The 19,254-nt window shown below is 31.5% G+C and carries 9 protein-coding genes; 5 read left to right on the forward strand and 4 right to left on the reverse strand.

What is annotated here, in order from left to right; translation table 11 throughout:
• Positions 1-7: 7 nt before the first annotated feature.
• The 4 genes from FEZ18_RS06685 to FEZ18_RS06700 form a co-directional block, all read right to left on the reverse strand.
• The gene (locus FEZ18_RS06685; RefSeq protein WP_194269524.1) at positions 8-2,263 is read right to left on the reverse strand and encodes a DUF3987 domain-containing protein; all 2,256 of its coding nucleotides are present in this window, start codon (positions 2,261-2,263) and stop codon (positions 8-10) included.
• 17 nt (positions 2,264-2,280) lie between these two features.
• Positions 2,281-2,574 (reverse strand): helix-turn-helix domain-containing protein, encoded by a 294-nt coding sequence (locus tag FEZ18_RS06690; RefSeq protein ID WP_153267605.1) that lies wholly within the window; start codon positions 2,572-2,574, stop codon positions 2,281-2,283.
• Between the two features lie 95 nt (positions 2,575-2,669).
• The gene (locus tag FEZ18_RS06695; RefSeq protein WP_153267606.1) at positions 2,670-4,007 is read right to left on the reverse strand and encodes a hypothetical protein; all 1,338 of its coding nucleotides are present in this window, start codon (positions 4,005-4,007) and stop codon (positions 2,670-2,672) included.
• Between the two features lies 1 nt (position 4,008).
• The gene (locus FEZ18_RS06700) at positions 4,009-5,226 is read right to left on the reverse strand and encodes a site-specific integrase (RefSeq protein ID WP_153267607.1); all 1,218 of its coding nucleotides are present in this window, start codon (positions 5,224-5,226) and stop codon (positions 4,009-4,011) included.
• Positions 5,227-5,566: 340 nt separating this feature from the next.
• On the opposite strand from FEZ18_RS06700, the gene FEZ18_RS06705 reads away from it, so the two are divergent.
• The 5 genes from FEZ18_RS06705 to FEZ18_RS06725 all read left to right on the forward strand — a co-directional run bounded on the left by FEZ18_RS06705 (position 5,567) and on the right by FEZ18_RS06725 (position 19,190).
• Entirely contained in the window at positions 5,567-7,555 is a 1,989-nt protein-coding gene (locus tag FEZ18_RS06705) for a Helicase associated domain protein (protein WP_153267608.1), read from the forward strand.
• A 205-nt stretch (positions 7,556-7,760) separates the two neighbouring features.
• Complete coding sequence (locus tag FEZ18_RS06710) at positions 7,761-8,381, forward strand: hypothetical protein (protein WP_153267609.1); 621 nt, start codon at positions 7,761-7,763, stop codon at positions 8,379-8,381.
• A gap of 390 nt (positions 8,382-8,771) precedes the next feature.
• On the forward strand, positions 8,772-12,686 hold the full coding sequence (locus tag FEZ18_RS06715) for a DEAD/DEAH box helicase (protein WP_153267610.1): 3,915 nt from the start codon (positions 8,772-8,774) through the stop codon (positions 12,684-12,686).
• A 1-nt stretch (position 12,687) separates the two neighbouring features.
• On the forward strand, positions 12,688-18,507 hold the full coding sequence (locus tag FEZ18_RS06720; protein WP_194269525.1) for a DarT ssDNA thymidine ADP-ribosyltransferase family protein: 5,820 nt from the start codon (positions 12,688-12,690) through the stop codon (positions 18,505-18,507).
• Positions 18,498-19,190 carry a macro domain-containing protein gene (locus tag FEZ18_RS06725; protein ID WP_153267612.1) on the forward strand — a complete coding sequence of 231 codons (693 nt, stop codon included), beginning with the start codon at positions 18,498-18,500 and terminating at the stop codon, positions 19,188-19,190. Before FEZ18_RS06720 ends, FEZ18_RS06725 begins: the two co-directional genes overlap by 10 nt.
• Positions 19,191-19,254: the final 64 nt, after the last annotated feature.

Here is a 19,254-nt window from a genome sequence, read left to right on the forward strand (position 1 = left end):
GCAAACCTTACAAACTCTTTATTTTTTGATAATAACCTGCTTTAGGTTTAACTAAGTAGCCTGCTTGTTCTAGTTTTGCTAAATAATTATCTACCGTACGCTCTTTAATATTTAATTTACTGCCAATAATTACTGCTTGTTTTCTGCTAAACTCTTGTGGTAATTCTTTTAAAAAATTAGCTTTTGGTGAAGTAGGTTTAAACTGCATATTTGTTGTGTTATTTGGTAAGTTTTTAAATACCAATATGCTGTGCTGCAAATAGACATCGGCTAATTTTAGTGCATTTTCAAAATCTTGGTCGGTACATTCTAAATCAGCTTCTTTTAATTGGTATTCGTATTTTCTTATGGCTGTAAATATCATACAAAAACGAAATACCATTAAGCCTAAACGCTTTACTACACTTGTAGCATCTTTACTTACTAAATTGTAAATTCTGAATAAATATTCATCAAACAACGGATTGAATTTTTCCCATTGTGCATCTGACAAATGAATATTAGTCACCGTATTATCTAAATATCTTACCATACGATAGACTTCATCTGAAAGATGTTTAAAATGTTCGGTTAAATTAACTGGATTGGATTTTGGGGATGGGTCTAACCACTCTGGATTGGATGCAAACACATAGAACATAAATCTACTAAACAAACCATCTTCTGCCGATTGTATGATGTTTAATATTTGATTAGGTGTACCAGAAAGCACCACCGACAATCTTGGGTTGTCGATTTCGAAATACTCGTTATTAGTTTTTCTTGAAATGGATATTTTTTCGTGATGGTAAGCCTTTCGTAATAAGTCTGAGTATGAACCCCAATCGTTTTTAAAGGTTTGCCCTAAAGTATCTGCTTCGGTTTCGCACATAATACCAAATCCCTCGTTATCCTCGATATGTTTTATCATTTTAGCATTACTTGTATTTGCAGGAATGTAAACCACTTTAAAAGGTGGTTGCGTTGGCTCTTCTGGTGGTTCTTCCCCTTTTTTAAGATACTTTTTAGCTTGCTTTTGCGCTTCTAATTCTTTTTTATAATCTGCTTCTTCATCTTTAGAATTTTGAATTACTGCTTGATGATATTTATCGGCTAACATTTTGGCGTATGTTAACGCTCCTTTTCCAGAAGCTGCTGGTGCTAACAAAAATGAAAATAAATTGGGATAGACTTCTTTACCACCGTACAAGCCTAAAACATTAGGTAAGCAACCTGATAGAATACTTAATGCTCCTGTAAGAAATACATCTTTTTCGCGTTGGGTTTTTAGTACTTCAATCCCTTTTTGAAATATTATAGGTAATGAATTATATACGTCTTCTGGAACAGTTGGCGTAGTTGTTAAAAGTGATAAACTTTCTAAGTTTTGGTTGTCTTGATTTTGTACTTCTTCTGAAACTGTAGCGTTTGCAAATTTTGCAAACTTTGCAAAGTCTGCATTGTTGCTTTTATAAGCACTTCTAACCGTTGTTTTTATTTCTTTTTCTGATAAATCGAAATTTGCAATACAGTATTGGTAAACATCTTCTTCTATAACTCCAAATCTACAAGCGTTTGCTGAAAATAGATATATGTAGTTATTTCTGTTTCCTTCGTGATACTCGACTTTTTGATTGGTAAACGCTTCGCATTTATTTAGTATTTCTACAATAGATAATTGTTGATGATTATTAGTATTAGCATCACTTTCTGTTATTGTTTGTTTTTCTTCTTCTTGGATTTCAAAAATTGTTGCTTCTGTATTGATATAGCAATTTTCGTCGTAAGACATAAAACACAATCTTGCATAGTCGCTTCCAGAAGTATCTACTACCGTATTTAATGCTTGTTCGTAATAATCTACTACTTGATTGTAAACCGTTTTATGTTGCTCTACATTTGAATTTACACGTACTATAAACTTCACCCCTTTACCTCTTGTGCTAATAAAACAGGCATAGGTATATGGTGCTACATTTATAACAGGAATGATACGATTAAGTTCTGATTCTGATAGTTTATCAATGTCTAGAATTATAAATTGTGTGTAAACTTCAAGGTTTTCACTACTTCTATAATTATCGAATACTCCAGATGCAGTAAATCCTAATAGTTGCTTTTTTAGGGTTTCGGCTTCTTCTTCTTTACCTAAAGACATTAAGTGTCTTATTTTGTTGATTTCGGTTTTATAAGTGCCTGTTTTGATATTATTAAGCACTTCTACTAAAGGTTTGTCTGAAACCTTATATACAAAGTCTCTAAAGACTGATACAGCTGCTGTCATCTCCATAAGGTTTTAGGTTAATAATTGTTTCTTTTGGTAGTGAATGCTTTACGGTAGTTATTGTCTAATAACTTTTGCACGTCACTCATACGATAATAGATTTTTGAACCTATTTGTGAAAAAGAAATAACGCCTTCATCCCTCCAGGTTTGCGCTGTTCTTTTGCTAATATTCATTAGCTGAAGAAATTCTTGATTGTCTAGAAAAGTATCCTGAGGATTTTTCTGTTTCTCTTCTAGTTTTTTGTTTAGCTCGTCTAAACGGTTTACTAAGTCTGTGTACTGTTGCGTACTTAAAATAATTGCTTCCATTTGGTATGCATTTTAAAATTTATAATACCGCAAGAAGTCATTATTGATAGGGTGCTAAAAGCACCCCCTTATAAAACCCTTATAATGAATAAAATTTAGTGCAAAGGGTTCCTTTTTATATAATCTAAAGCATCATTTAAATAATCTTCTGATATATTTGAAGCATCTAATTCTGATTTTAATTCGAGATTTATTTTTTCGGCTATTACATTACAAAGTGTTGCTAAGCCTATGTTAGGTATAATTCTTTTTTGTTTTAATGCCTCTACTACTCCACGAAGAGCACCTTTTTTTCTAGGTGTTAAAACAGATTTACCTTCTACAGTTATACTTAAATCATTTAATATTTGCAATACATATTCTTGAACTGCTTTATCCTTAATGATGGTATAAAAATCTTGTTTAACATCTTCCTTTTTTACAGGTAAAGCTTTAATATCATCTTTTATTTCATTGATAAAACTCTTTTCATTGTTTAACCAAGCTTTTATTGTTTTTATATATTCTTTCTCGTTTTTAGTAGGTTTTTCTAATAATGTTTTTTGATTTAGTGAGTGCGCTTTCTTTTTTAAATCAAAAGCATATTTTTTACTATCTGTGATATATTCATTTTCTAATAATTGCGTTGTATCAATACTTAGTAAAATATGGTTTGTTATGTTAGATAAGTTTTTTAATAATTGTGCTTGAGTTAATAACTCTACTTTTGCTGTACCTAAGTAAGGGTTTGTTTTAGGTTTTTCTGCTAAAACAGGAAGTGTTCTGGAAAAGTGTTTTTTGAGATTAGTAAACATTGCTATTTCAAAAGGAAAAAATTTGTACCATCTATCATAAGTACTCAACAATAAATTAAAATCTTTCTTTCCTTTTCCTTTAGGTTTAAAAAAATTTGTGATTGTATCTATAACCTTTTCTTGTCTAGGTTTATACTGTGCATCTTTACCAACTAACGTATGGTTAAGTTGCATTCTTTTTGTGTAATCCATAAACCAACTTAGTGCTGGTGGTTCTCCGCAATTTTCTGGTGTTTGACCGAAACTTGTAACAGCATATTCTAAATAATTATATATTTCTTCCTCCCAATTGTCTTGATCTAAATTATTTAATATATGATGATGTGTGTAGATGACTTTATCGGCTACCATTTTAGCTAGGTCTTTAAAGTCATCACTTTTAAACAAACTGTGCTTTTTTAAATTCTTATGTCTTTCACAACAGTTTGGAAAGTCTTTAAAATAATCTCCTACTTCTTTTAGTATTTTTTGATGTGTGTTTTTACAGCCTTCACAATTATCAAGGTTATGTTCTGGATTTGGGAAATATTGAATAGGAAAAGGCTTTTCATATGCAGAACCTTTAAGGTAAATCATTTCGGAACCACAAACATCATATTTCTGCATTCCTGTAACTAAAAAATGAGGATTTCTATTCATACTAATTAATATATTTATCTACTGCGTTATCTAATTCACTACCTATTATTTTTGCATATACTTGTGTTATACCAATATCTGAATGGTCCATAAGTTTAGAAACGTGTTCTATACGCATACCATTGTTTAAAGCTCTAGTAGCAAATGTATGTCGGCTTATATGGAAAGATAAATTAAACGGTAGTTCTAATTGTTTTCCTATCCTGCTTAAATACATATTACTCAATGAAATTGCTCTATTGGTTATTAAACTTCTGTGTTCTCTATCTTTAAAATATAACTCGTCAATTTTTGCAAAAGGAAAAATTATATGATTTTGCTTTTGGTCTTTGGTTTTGTATTTCTCTAGAATATCAACCGCTTTTTGACCTATTTTAATACTGTGCTGTCTTTTCGTTTTGCGAATCGTTTTTGTGATTCTATGATTTTTACTATCGTAGTTTTTCCATTGTAATTCGATAACATCGCCAAAACGTAACCCACCAGAAAAAACAGAAAAGATAAACATATCTTTGATAACCTGTGCTTTATGTTCTTGTGGTACTTCTAAATTGATAAAGGCTTCAAATTGTTCTTCGTTTAAATAACGCTTTGTAGTCTTGTTTTTCTTTACTTTAAACTTTGTGAAAGGTGCAAGTTCATTAGATATTAAATCTTCGCTTTTAGCCTCTCTAAACATTAAATTTAGGATTCTAAACGCATAATTTATAGTCGTGTTATTGTTTCCTAATTTAGAGCTGCAATGTGAAGCATAATTTTTTAGGGTTGTTGCTGTAATATCATCAAACATTATTTCACGATGCCCTATAAACCTTTCAAACTTTTCGATATTGTTTTTATAACTCCTGTAAGTAGATAGCGTAACAGTATCTTTAAGCTTCTCGCATCTATCATAAGCAAACTCAAAAAAGTTAATTAAGGGTTTACCCTTAATAGCTTCTTTTATTCTTCTTGCTGATGTAGATTGATTTCTTCTTTCAAGGTCTGCAATCTCGCCTTCTGCATCTGCTATCTTTCTTGATATGTATGCATTTAATCTTGTAGAGCTTTTATGATTCTTCTTTACTTTTTGCTTATCTTCATCCCATTCATTAGGCTGTAATTTTACACTTAATGAAATGAATTTAGTTTTTCTGTTTTTGATTACTCGCAAATAAAGCGGTGCAAGTCCTGCTTTATCTATCTTGTTTTTTCTTAAAACTACTTTAATTGAAGACATAAAACTCTGGTTTTTAGGCTGTGCAATTGGGTGCAACGTGTTACTAAGGTACAACAATAGGTACAACAAACCTAACTTTTAGTAGCATTTTATTGCATTAATTTGCTTTGATTAAAAACATAAAACCCTTATATATAAAGGGTTTAAAGGCAATTAAATAAAAATGAGTGATAATACTATATAACAATGTATAACCGCAATTACGGCGGATTCGACTACGTCCGAATCCACTCGGAATTGCTAACGTCAGTGCTAAACCGAAAAATTTGCGTACTTTAACCCGTAACTGACGGTTATACGAGACCGTTGTGTTTCATTTTAAAAAAAGATTCGTGAAAGAATGATAGTAGAATTTCTTGGACAAGGTTTACACTTCGAAGAAGATGAAACGTGCGGAAATCACGTTTGTTCTGCTATTCAAGAAAAGTCATTCACGCAAATTACCTTTTTTATTGCTTTTTTGAGAAAACCCGGTTTAGACTATTTAAAACCTTTTTTAGAACAAGCAAAAAATGAAAACAGAAACATAACTTTTTATGTCGGAATTGATGAAAGAGTTACTTCTAAAGAAGCTTTAGAATTATTACTCGAACTAGAAATTGAAACTTACATCTACTTTTCTGAAAGGTTTATCTATCACCCAAAAGTTTATTTGTTTGAGGGAGAAAAAAACAGAATCATAACTGGCTCATCTAATCTCACAAAATCAGGACTTTTCTACAACGTTGAGTCTTCAATTCTTTTAGATTTCACAAATAGCGATAAAAGTGGATTAAAAGTTTTGAAACAATTAAAAGAATTCTATTCCACGTTATTAGATTTCACAGACCCAAATATTGAACTTTTAACGAATGAATATTTAGAAAAGTTAATTAAGGAACAAAGAGTTTCGACAGAAGCTTTTTCTGATGGTTCTGACTATAATTCAAATATTCACGACAAATCAAAAAAGAGAGGCAGAAATCCAGAAATTACAGATTTAGGAAATATTGAAATAACAGAAAAAAGACCTGTCAAACAATATAAATCCATATTGAAAATCACAGATGAATATCTAGAGAAATGGGATTTTATGTTCCTAAAAATGGAACGCTTTTATACAGAAAATGAACATTGTACTGTTCCGAGAGATTATAAAGACAGAACACTTTATGGATGGTATAGGAAACAAAAATCATTACACCAAGCCGAATTATTACCTGATGAGCATTTCAAAAAATTAAAAAGCATAAATTTCTATTTTGGAGATGGACATACAATATTTTGGGATAGAAAATGGATGAATAGCTACAATCAACTTTTAGAAATATATAAAGAGACTGGAGATAGCAATATAAAAAGATATAAAGATAATACTCATCCTCTTTTTTACATTTCTAATTGGGTTGCACTCGAGAGAGGAAAATATAAAAAAGGCAAGCTAAAAGATTGGCAAATTGAAAAGTTGGAAAGCATTGGTTTTAAATGGGTAATGACACGTACACCAAATAATTACAGAGTTGTAGATGATTGGTTAGACAAACTTGCATTACTAGAAGACTATAAAAAAGAATTCGGAGATTGTAACGTTTCTCAAAATAACAAAAACCCAAAATACAAAGGACTCGGAAAGTGGCTTAATGACCAAAGGTTCAACTATAAGAAAAAAAGAAAAATCCTAACAAAGGAGAGAATCGAACTTCTTGAAGACCTTGGTGTAGTATGGGATATGGATGTTTACAAATTTGACCAAAAAATATTAGAATTATTAGAATACAAAAAGACACACGGAAATTTTGAAGTTCCTTCTAACTACAAACCAAACAAGAATTTTGGGAATTATATTTATAGAATAAGAACGAAAGGTCTTAAAGAAGATTGGAAAATCAAAAAACTACAAGACATAGGATTCTTTGAAATTGGTACTCGAACTAAAAAGGAAAAAGAGGGACACGTTACTCAAAATTGGTATAATAATCTTGAAAAACTGAAAAAACTATCGAATCCTAATTTGCCAAAAGACAGTAAAGAATATCCCAAACTTGCTAAATGGTTGCATAATCAAAAAAGAACTTTTAGATATGGCAGATTGAAAGATGAACAAATAAAAGAGTTGAAAAAACTAAATGTAAAACTTCCTGCAAAAAGTAAAAAAAGAAAAAAATGGGAAGAATATATTGAAATTATTGAGTTATTCAGAGAGGAATATGGAGACAAAAAAATAACATCTGAATTTGATAAAGAACTTTACGAATGGATAAACCAACAGAGAGCAAATTATAAACACAAGAGTTTAAGACTTGAAAAAGTAGAAAAATTAAAGGAATTGAATATCTTACAAACTGAATAAAAAAACGAAAACACAACAATGGCTATAAGTAATTGCTTGCTCTCGCCTACTTCTGAAAATCCTCGCGGATTTTCAGCTTGGTGTGTACTTGCAAAGTTAATCGCTAAACCACGCAACTACTCATAGCCGAGACCGTTGTAAAACATTTAAGACCTAAATTTTGCAACATAAGAAAATGAATTTCGTCTTTAAAAAAATAGAATTTATGGGAAAATTAATTTTGACTTTGACATTAGCATTGTTTACATCAATAGCTTTTGCGACTGAAATTGTAGCGACTATTGTATTTGAAAACTTAACAGAAAGAGAATTAGAATCAGGAAAATTTACAATTATTGACCTGAATAAAAAAATTGAGATTTCTAAAGCAGAAAACTTTAAAATCACTTTGCCAAAAAAAGGAAAATATCAATTCAGTTTTGTATCGGATAATTTTACCGCTTATACTTTTTATCCTGCACGAATTAATAAAAGGAATAACACCATCACAGTTCGATTAATGGAAAAAAAGGAAATAAAGAAAGGTGGAATTTATTCATTCCCGATGAATTTAGAAACTGACTTGAGTGATGAGCAAATTGAACTACGAATTGAAAACGAAACTCTGAATTTCATAATGCACGGAATTGATAGTTCTATACCAAAAGAATATGTTGATTTTAAGGAAAAATACGGGATTGGACTTATCAAAGAAAACTGTGTAATTGACCCTTTGTCTTTCAAAAAAGCAACCGAGAATAATCAAATGATTTTTGATTTTTTAAACAAAAAATATGGAACAGAATGGCAAGAAGAATTGAAAACAAAACCATTCGGAATAAAATAAAAAACGTTTTACAACAATGTATAACCGCAATTACGGCGGATTCGACTACGTCCGAATCCACTCGGAATTGCTAACGCCAGTTCTTAACCGAAAATTTTTAACTTTAATCCCGTAACTGACGGTTATACAAAACCGTTGTATGCAAGGCTAAAAGACCGAATCGAAAATCGAAACCCGATTATAAAAATTGAAAAACTGGAAAGTAAATATCGTCACATTGATTGAAAGTTGGTGCAAGAAAAATTTAGTTTTTGCCCCCGCGCTTCTGCCCTTCGGGACAGTTAGGGAAGCCCACGCACATTGCACACATTTGCAAATCGCACAGGCTAACGCACAAACCAAAATTTGCAAAAGAGTGCAATTTTTGCCAACGCTCAAAAAGAATCGCACATGAGAGATTTTGAGGTTTGGAAATCATATATAGATGCTTTAGATATACTGACTAATCAATATTCAGAGCCCTTCGACATTAAGGTATTGGAGGCTAAGAATGATTCGTCTGTTGTTTGTAGATATATTGATGCCAATCAGAAGGATAAAATATTTGAAGGTTTATTAAAGGTATTTCCAAGTTTAAAGAAAGAGAATCTTAATTATCATGATAACCACCTTTTATATCCATCATCCGAGGCAATAAATAATTCTGAAATTGAGGATTTAAAGTCCTTTGCTGATTCAAACCATTTTGAATTTTCATCAAAGCCAGCTTTCTCGGGAACTTTCAAATATAATAAGACACCTTTAATTGATTTTTTAAAAGAACATGTCGTAAAAGAAGAAGCTCAACCACAAGAGAAGACTTTAGCCCATCACATTAGAAGAGTTTATCCTAGCTCCACATATAAGGAGAAAAACAATGGGAAAATTGTGGTATTGGATGAAACCTATCTTCAAAGTAAAACACTAGAGGTATGGGGCGAAAACTATTCTGTTGAATACTTACTTTCTGTAAAAGGAATTTCAACACCAATCCAAATTTCACTTGCTTCCGATAAGGTTGTAGATATCACTCATTCCAAGAAAAGAAACAAGATTAATGTCAGGCTACACGAGAAAATTAGTGAAGCTGAAATAGGAGAAATTAGAACAAAGCTAATTGAAATATTAAATGATGAAATTGGTAGGGTTCCCGAAATAAGTCTCAATACTGTTTTTACCCAAACTAATTTTAGTAGTCAGCCTAGAACAAAAAAAGTACCGGTAAAACAAAATCTTGGTAAAACCCAATTTCTAACACTCGATGAATTAGAAAATATTGATTCAGTACTGGAATCTAGTCAAGACGTTTTTAGAGAAGAAAACCTAGGTGCTATCTCAAAAATTGACGTTAGTGAAAGCTTTATAAATAAGCAATTTGATATTGCAGTAAAGTATCTAAAGGAACATATTGGATTAGATCCTTACAAGGTAGAAGGTTTCTTTAAGCAAATCCATTTAAAGGATGTATTTCTAAAAAAGGAAGTGTTTGAAGCTTTTCAGGAAAACACCTTCTATTCAAATTCATTTCATCTCGTTTCTTATACAATTACTCCGGATGAATTTGACAAATTTGAACAGATTAGAAAACAAAGAAAGATCTATTACAAATCTGAAGACAGACCTAATCTTGAAGGTGTAATATTACCAAATCCAGATAACAATATTTTCATCCAAACCTTTTCTGCATCCATTTCATTAAGTGACTTGCAATTTGAAATCTTCTTTTTTCTAAATACCCTCAAACGATATTTTGGAAAAGAACATATACAGATTGTTCATGAACACATTTTTAGAATTGATAAACAAAGGTTCTTCGAACATATTAAAGAAGTTATTCCTTTTGAAGAATTTCAAATAAGTTCAGATGCAGAGACTATTTCATTCGATTTTAAAACGAAGGAGGAACTAGATGAAAAACTACAAAAGTTAGACACATATGATTCTTTGAACTATTTAGGCTTTAGAGACGATCACAAATACAAAGTAACTTTTGGCAACATCACTCCATTAGTCCAAGTCAAGGAAAAATTGGATGAGTTAGTTTTTGTCAAATCGGCATTAAATGAATCTAGAAACGAATTACGGGTTTTTGGTTTAATGAGGACACTTGATGACTTAGAAATTTTTAAAGCTAGAATCATTAACTCCGCAGGAAATTATAGCGAAAAAAATATCACTTTAAACTGGGAAAGTTTAGATGAAGGTTACTTAAAATACTACTTCCAATTTGATGAGGAAAGTTACAAGGAGGAGGTACATAAAAAGTTAGACAATCTTAGAGGTGAACCATTAACTCTTGTTGATTCAAAGGAGACTTTGGGTATTTTAAAATCCATTTCATATCCCAACTTGACTATTCTAGCAGAAGAGAAAAGCCTTCTTGAAGAAGGGTCTTATCTAACAGTTAAAAGTGCCTTAAAGGGAGAAAAAGATAAAGTGAAGCGATTAAGAGATGCTGTTGAGAAAATATATTCTGATTCAGGAAACTCAATTTGCAACAAGAATCTTAAACAAGCCTTGATTGATTCATCCTCATTGGAATCTTTTATTGATGGAGACATTACTCGTACTAAAGAATACCAGGAATTATATCAAAAGGTAAATGGTGACTTATTAAGTCCTTATGTCAATGAAAGACAAAAGGAAGCGATCGTAAAATGTTTATTAAGCGATGATTTATTTATTGTTCAAGGACCACCAGGAACCGGTAAATCAACTGCTATTGCAGAACTTATTTGGCAACATTTAGCACATGATGAAAGCGATAAACGATACAGGATATTAGTTACTTCTGAAACCAACTTAGCCGTTGATAATGCATTGGATAAGCTCAGAAGTAAGTCACACCTGTTAATGAAACCTATACGATTTGGTAGCGAGGAAAAACTTGACGATGAAGGAAGAAGATTTTCTTTGGAAGCGATTAACTACTGGAAAAATGATGAATGGGAAGCTGATAGTTCTTTAATTTTAGATGACTGGGTTGATATCGTTAATAACCGGTGCACAAACCAAAGTAACGATACGTTTATTACACTTTGGAAGGAGCATTTAGAAGAGAAAGGAAAAGATCTTAGAGATAATTTCTATTCTTCTTATGTGAAGAACTGTAACGTAATTGGAGCTACTTGTAGTTCAATTGGGAAAATAAATTCTGAAGGTAAGTTTACTCGGTTTTTTCAAGATTACTCCAATGTTTTTTATCCTGATGAGTTTGAGAGATTTAAGTCCTCTCCAAGTAGGTCGTCTGCCACTAATCTTAAAAACAAAGAGATTGAATTTGAATTAGCTATTCAGGATGAGGCTTCTAAGGCTTCTCCGCCCGAATTGGCACTCCCTTTCACCTTTGGGAAAAAAGCTGTGATTATTGGAGATCATAGGCAATTACCTCCAATGGTTGATACCAACGAGTTTATCGAAAGTTTGGTTTATCTAAAGAATAAAAGCAAGGACGATAAACAAGTAAAGAAAATCACCGAGCTTATTCGCTTTATAAAGCAGCATAGAGAAAGTTTTGAGCATTCACACTTTGAAAAACTCTTTACAAATATTGATGCTAATCTCAAATCAACATTCGATACTCAGTATAGGATGCATCCAGCCATTAATGAAACTATCAAACAATTCTATAAAGGTGATTTCGAGAATGGAAAAGATTTAGAATGTGGACTTCCATCGGATTCTGTGGATGATCCGAATCTCAACAACCCAATGTCTAGATACCACGGTATCACTAAGAAAAAGGATACGCACGTAATGTGGTTTGATGTACAAACTCCGGAAATTAAGAAAGGGACAAGTAGAATCAATCCTGGAGAAGTTAAAGCAATTGAATGGATAATTAATACCATAACTTCAAATGATAATTATTCAACATTCATCAATCATTGGAAAGAGAATGAGAAGGATCAAAAGGAATTAGGTGTTATTACTTTTTATGGTGCTCAAGCCGGGCTAATAAAGAAAAATGTTCCTGAAGGTATTGATGTTAGAGTGTCTCCTGTTGATAGATTTCAAGGAATGGAGAGAAATATCGTCATAGTATCTCTTGTAAGAAGTAATAATATCGCTGAATCAGAAAATGTAATAGCAGATTTTGAGATGTATCCTGAAAATGGGTATGCACAAAATGAAAGTCTTGGTTTTGCTGAATCTCCTAATAGATTAAACGTTGCCCTTTCCAGAGCTAAACGTCTTTTAATCGTGGTTGGAAATTCTAAACATTTCAGTAAAAAGGAAATCTATAAGAATGTTTTTGAAACAATAAAGAATCATCCTCAAGGAGAAGTTTGGGGCTTTAATGGTCAAAAACCTATTAAAATTTAGTATGCAAAGTATTTCTATCATTGAGCCAATAAAAATTAGACTTAGGAGATATAAGAGTCTTTTTAGGCGTGCTTTGCCTTTGGAAAAACATGAGAAGGCAATTTTAGGATTGATTTACCAAAATAATGGTGATTATGGATTCAGTGAGCTCGGTACTGTTTTAGGATTTGCTGTTGAAGATAATCCAGAACTTCAAGTGCGAAAAGATGTTGCAGAAATACAACTATTTGAATCATACCTTGAAAACCTAAAGTCCAATGATTTGATCGACTACAACAACCAAAGTGTTCGATTAACTTTTTGGGGTGAGAAAGCAATAAATGACGATTGTAAATATTCGTTTTACTCAGGAAACCTTCAAATTCCGGAGTTTTTTGATATTGCGCTCTCTAATGAAGCATCTGATTTTACATTTAAAGAAATTGGTGTTGAAGTTAAATTAACAAATGAGCAGAATCTAAATAAGGCTTGGGACTTAGCCGAATTTGAAGCTCCAGACCCTAATCTCATCCACCAGTTCCATATGAATAGGTTTAATAAAAATGATGAGATAATATTCGATAATATTGAGCCACTATCAAACTTAGGGTTGATAGAGACATATTTAGAATTTTCAGAAAGAAACAGTTCTATTGAGGTTTTATATGAGTCTAAGCTTCATGAACAATTATCAAAGGAAATAAATAAAACTCCGAACACGTTAAAAGCGGATAATCTCAAATTAAAAATTAATTGTAAGAAATTGGTTGAAGCCAAAGAAGCTTTTTTAATTGAAGATTTAGCTGATTTTATCGCAATTGTTGATTGGAGTATTGTTATTGAAAAACCAAATATTATATGGAACAATAGCTCTATTGGTTTTTTAGATAAATTTCAGGTCAATTGGAACCTAATAAGTTCAAAGGCTCCTGTCTCCATAATTCAAGATGCCATAGATGACTATATTGATAAATTTGATTGGCTTGAAGTAACCAATCGTCTGAATCTTGAATTTATACTTGCAAATATTGACAAGTATCCTTGGGATGTAGATGTTTTAACCGATATAGTAACATTAGATGATTTTAAAGACCATGTTTCTAGAATTATAAAGCTTCCAGGTATTGACCTTTACAAATTCTATGAACAATGCGACAAGGATTTCATAAGACAGAATTTTAATCAATTACCAAACATTACAAGTTACATATCAAATAATGATTCAAGTGAACTTCTTGAATACGTTTTAGGATATTCGGATGCTCCATGGAACCATACATTGGTTTCTCAAAAATTAAGCTTGCCTGAAATTGAATCTAATTTTTCAGCACTTAAACAGAATTTGAATTTTGAAATTCTAATTGAACGCTTCATTTCTGATAGCTATGATTGCAAAAATGAACTTTTTGAAGAAACAATTTCTTTTTTATCGTTTTCTGATGATATTAAGATCCTTAATAGATTTTCAAAATGCGATCTTAGCCTAACGAAACTGCAAATATTAGACAACCACGAGCTAATTTATTGGGGGAATGATGTTGCTCCTGGATTCGAGTTAAATCCTTTTCAAAACTGGTCAATAGATACCGTAAGAACATTTGAGAATAAATGGGGATATAGTGAGGCGATTGAATATTTGAGCGGCAATATATCCGATTCGGAAATAATAGAGAAGTTAAATTTTGAATGGGACTTTGCTGCTATTTCTAAAAATAGTCGATTAGTAAACCAAGAGAACTTCTTCGAGGAGAATAAAAATAGATTAGATGTTAACTCAGCGATCCATGTATTTGATAAGAATACACTCAAATCAAATTTAAGAAGTCTATTTCTGCTAGATCAGGAAAACAAACTAGAAGACCTGCCACTTGTAATTTCAAAGCTATTTAATCTTGATGATATAATTGAAATAAATGTCGAGCTTGAAGATTTATTCCTTGGTATTTCAAGTGAAATTGATTGGAAACAAATTTGGTCAAAAACACCGAAATCGTTTGTCAAAGAACATATAGAAGAAACATTTAATCTTGTAGAAAGCATTCCTTCTTTTAGTTCTCTATTGACTGAAATAACTAATTGCTTTGAAGTAGAGGATGTGTTTGAATTACCTGATTTTGCATGGGATTGGAACAATGTTACTGAAAGAGCCATTGAAGAAGCAATTATTGATAATGAACTTCTAGATGAATTTGCTGATTTGTGGGAATGGAAAATTATTCTTGAAAGACATATTGATTTAGATGACATTATTAATCCTAAGAGATTAACACAAATAGCATTTTGGATTAATGATGCAACTGAAAAAGTTCGAAAAGAGGCTTGGAGATTCATTACTGAGATATATCCATCACATAAAATTTTTGAATTAATTAATTCTACTAATGACATTGAAATTTTTCAGTGGGATTGGGATTATTTAAGTTCTTCAAATAAAATATCCTTAGACCTTAATACTCTTCATAGATATAAAGAAAGAATTAACTGGTCATTATTATCTAGTAACTCTTTTTTGAATGGGTTTTTCAGGAACGACCGTGAGATATATGGCACTAGAAAAGAATGGGAAAATCATGTCTTATCCTATTTGTCAGAGTTTACAGAGCTATGGGACTTTAAGGAATTGTCAAAGCTAGACAATATTACACGTAGCGAGAACATTGTAAATTACTTTAGACAAAAATGGGATTGGGACATTCTATCTTCTGAAAAATCCAAACTTCTTACCACTAAAAATAAAGAAGGAATTGTATTTAATGAACGATTATTCCAAAAATTCGAAAGGTTTATCAATTTTGAAGTCATCTCCCACCGCAAGGATGCCTTGCTTGATTTTGAAATACTCAATAAGTTCAATGATAAAAATTGGGATTGGAAAATACTATCTAGCAACGAGAGTTTAAAAATTGAGAAGGAAATCTTACTGAATGAATTGTTTGAAAAACCTTGGGATTGGAAGATTTTATCGAATAATCCTGCTATTGCGTTTTCAAATGAGGATTTACTCTTATTAAGAGATAAGGATCTTGATTGGAGCCATTTCTCAACAAAGGGGTGGATTGCTAACGCAACGATTGTAGAGTTAGCCGACAAGACCTGGGATTGGCATGCTATCTCAAATAGTAGTCAATTAATTTTTGATCAGAATTTATTAAGAATATTAAGCAACAAGGAAATTGTTAATTGGGGTAACGTTCTTAGCTCTAGCAATTTACACTGTAATGAAAAGACAATTGGAATAATTGCTTCTTCTATTAAAGATTTGAAAGAATTGTGGTCCACTCTTTCTAGCAATCAAAATCTAAGCTTTGAAAATGAAATTTTGTTAGATGAGTATAAAGAGTTTTGGGATTGGGATATTCTTATTAGGTCAAACAAAATAGACGTAAACTCTGAATTAATTCTAAGGAAATATCAAGATTACCTCAATTGGTCAGCTCTTTCCTCAGATTCAAGCTTTAATGCAGATATCTCAATTCTTAACGAATTCAAAAACTTGCTGGATTGGAAGCATGTTACGACAAAAATTTCTTTGAGTGATCAATTACTTGAAAATTTCAAGTCGTTTATAGACTGGAAAGTTTTGTCTAGGTATTCTGATTTTAGTGGTCAATTACCTTTGATTAAAAAATACTCAGATTTTATAGATTTTGAAGGTTTAGAAAACAATCCTACAATAGACTACGAAACAAGCCTTTACATAGAAAACTATCTTAAAGAGAATATTCATAAGAGATTCGTTTATAATCTTAAAAAACAGCGTAGTAATTGGGCGGGATACGTGTATCATTTTACACATCTTAAAAATGCAATTGATATTATTAAAAAATGCCAAATATTAAGTCGTAATAAAGCAACAATTGGTGGCGACTTCAGTGATGCTGCTGGTGATGTAGTGAATCGAAGACATGATGCTCATGATTATGCTCGCTTCTACTTTAGACCACAAACTCCTACTCAGTTTTATAATGAATGTTTGGGTAAAGATCATGAATCAGGAAGATATGGCTGGACAAAAGATCATTATGGTAATTGGGAACAAGTATGGAAATCTGACTTTGATAAGGCACTAAACCTTGGATTGCCGAAATGCCCAATACCTGTATTTTTTAAGTTTTCAATTGATGAGATATTCAATAATCAATTGGAGAAGTGTTACATAAGCAATGGTAATCTTCAAACTAACTGGGCAAGAATTGGCACAGTAAGTGAAATGTACAACCTGTTTGATTTTAATGATGTTTATAGCACAATTCAAAGTACCTCTGATGGAGATTGGAAAACGTACATGAATAAGTCTCAACAGGAATTTTTAGTAAGGGATCAATTTGATTTTTCAGATATACATAATTACGAGATTTTAGTCCGAAACCAATCAGACTTGTTTCAGTTGAAACACCTTCTGAAAGATTATCCTAAGGTCATTCAGAAAATAAGAATTGCAGATTATGACGATGACATTTACTTGAATAACAATAAACAGATTGAGTATAATCTTGATGGGAATTCTGTAACTGTTTCAGCAAACTATAATGGTAATGGAAATAGATCAGGTTATTTTGAAATGGAAGTTGAGAAAGGGACTTACAGAATCAACTCTGGTCAAGTATTATCGAAAAATGGTGATACTATTCGCTTTTACCCTGGTATCAATATTGAGTTTGAATCTGAGCCTTGTTTGAAGGTTACTTTTAAAGATCAAGTAACAAATAAAGAGCCATGGGAGATAATAAAGTATTGTAATTCTAGAAAAGCTACTTCAAGTGACATTCACATTAACTCGATCTTAAATAAAGAATTAGGATATCAAGGAATGTGTGATTTACTAAATTTACAAGGTCATGGATTTAATAATGTTGAAGACAATTATGACCCTTACAAGTTATATCGACATGTTTTTGATAAAGAATATATCTCAACACATGATAATATAATTGATTATGATTCCATTTATTTTTTGGTTGTATCAAATAAAAATAGCTTAAATAAGTATGATATATTGAGTTGCAAAAGATTAATTGCATTATATATTAATGACTTAAGTGGCTTGTCTGATGAACTTATCTCACTACTTAATTCAAAAAATATTCAGATTATTCATCAAGGTTTAAGCGATTGGTATTTTGACTGTGAAGACCTTATTGGGATAAAAGAAAATCAAAAAGAATTAGCAAAAAGTGAAAGTCAATATTCTCAACATGATAGTATCCATAATTACCCTCAATCAATTGATGAACTATGTAAATTAAGCACTTCATTTGTCGAGACTTATAACACTAAAGTAAGGCACTATATCCTAAGAGATCATACAAACCTTGTTCTAAACCAATTTGACAAATATTTTGCAATTCAATTTAATGAGCCTGAAAGAGCTTTTTTCAGATTCTTTTTATTGGTTCATGATATAGGAAAACCAAGAGCATTTCAGCTAGGAAATAAGGATGATCAATATACTCATAGTATCGAAATACTAAACGGCATTTGGGGTAAAGTATCGAACTCCCATAATGATTTATCGAAAATTCAATTTTTACTAAATGGGGATATTATGGGTGAATACTTTCAAGGCAAAAAGGATGCTGAATCCACCACTCAATTAATAGTTGAAGCAGCAAAAGCTCTTAACACATCTCCATCAAAATTATTTGATGAATTGATTATTTACTATCAATGTGATACAGCAGCTTACACCGCAGATGCAGGTGGCTATAAATTTCTAGAACACTTATTTAGCTATGAAAATGGACAGAAAGTGTTTGATGAGGAAGCTGGACTGTTAAGATTCTCGGATAAATACAGAGAAATGTATAATAGACTTAAAGACGAAATTTTAAAATGGCAATAAAATTTATAAAAGGGAATATTTTTAACTCTAAGGCTCAAACGATTGTGAATACAGTCAATTGTGTTGGAGTAATGGGTAAAGGAATCGCTCTTGTTTTTAAACTGAGATATCCTAAAATGTTTGATTTGTATAAGGATCACTGCAAATCAAAGCTGATTGGAATAGGAAAGCTATGGCTTTACAAAGGTGAAAAAAATGCACCTTGGGTTTTAAACTTTCCAACAAAGTTTCACTGGAAATATCCGAGTAAAATCGAATATCTCGAAAAAGGATTAGAGAAATTTTGTTCAACTTATAAAGACCAAGGGATTACTTCTATTGCTTTTCCTCTGTTAGGAACACACAATGGTGGTTTAGATAAAGATACTGTTCTGAATTTAATGGAAGAATATTTAAGTAAGTGCGAAATAGACATAGAAATATATGAATACGTGCCAGAAGCAGTAGATGACTTGTATGAATATTTTGCTTCTAATTGGTCAAAATTAAGTTCCGAAGAAATCAAATTAAAAACGGGTATCAGGAAAGATAAAATTGAGAAGGTAACCGAAGTGGTTGAATCTGGTACAGTCAAATCAATGATAGGATTAATTAACGAAAAAGGGATAGGTGTTAAGACTATGGAAAAGTGTTTTCAATTTGTAATGAATAATAAAAATGAACAACCAACATTATTTGATTAAACGCCAGCTCACACAGCCAAGCACAATTGCAATTCGCACGAACCAACGCTTGACCAAAAATTGC

This window comes from Oceanihabitans sp. IOP_32 (assembly GCF_009498295.1).
Classification (GTDB): domain Bacteria; phylum Bacteroidota; class Bacteroidia; order Flavobacteriales; family Flavobacteriaceae; genus Wocania; species Wocania indica.

Bases quoted from the DNA above. Each gene is read 5' to 3' on its own strand.
- FEZ18_RS06685 (WP_194269524.1), bottom strand. From the start codon at position 2,263: ATGACAGCAGCTGTATCAGTCTTTAGAGACTTTGTATATAAGGTTTCA.
- FEZ18_RS06690 (WP_153267605.1), bottom strand. From the start codon at position 2,574: ATGGAAGCAATTATTTTAAGTACGCAACAGTACACAGACTTAGTAAAC.
- FEZ18_RS06695 (WP_153267606.1), bottom strand. From the start codon at position 4,007: ATGAATAGAAATCCTCATTTTTTAGTTACAGGAATGCAGAAATATGAT.
- FEZ18_RS06700 (WP_153267607.1), bottom strand. From the start codon at position 5,226: ATGTCTTCAATTAAAGTAGTTTTAAGAAAAAACAAGATAGATAAAGCA.
- FEZ18_RS06705 (WP_153267608.1), top strand. From the start codon at position 5,567: ATGATAGTAGAATTTCTTGGACAAGGTTTACACTTCGAAGAAGATGAA.
- FEZ18_RS06710 (WP_153267609.1), top strand. From the start codon at position 7,761: ATGGGAAAATTAATTTTGACTTTGACATTAGCATTGTTTACATCAATA.
- FEZ18_RS06715 (WP_153267610.1), top strand. From the start codon at position 8,772: ATGAGAGATTTTGAGGTTTGGAAATCATATATAGATGCTTTAGATATA.
- FEZ18_RS06720 (WP_194269525.1), top strand. From the start codon at position 12,688: ATGCAAAGTATTTCTATCATTGAGCCAATAAAAATTAGACTTAGGAGA.
- FEZ18_RS06725 (WP_153267612.1), top strand. From the start codon at position 18,498: ATGGCAATAAAATTTATAAAAGGGAATATTTTTAACTCTAAGGCTCAA.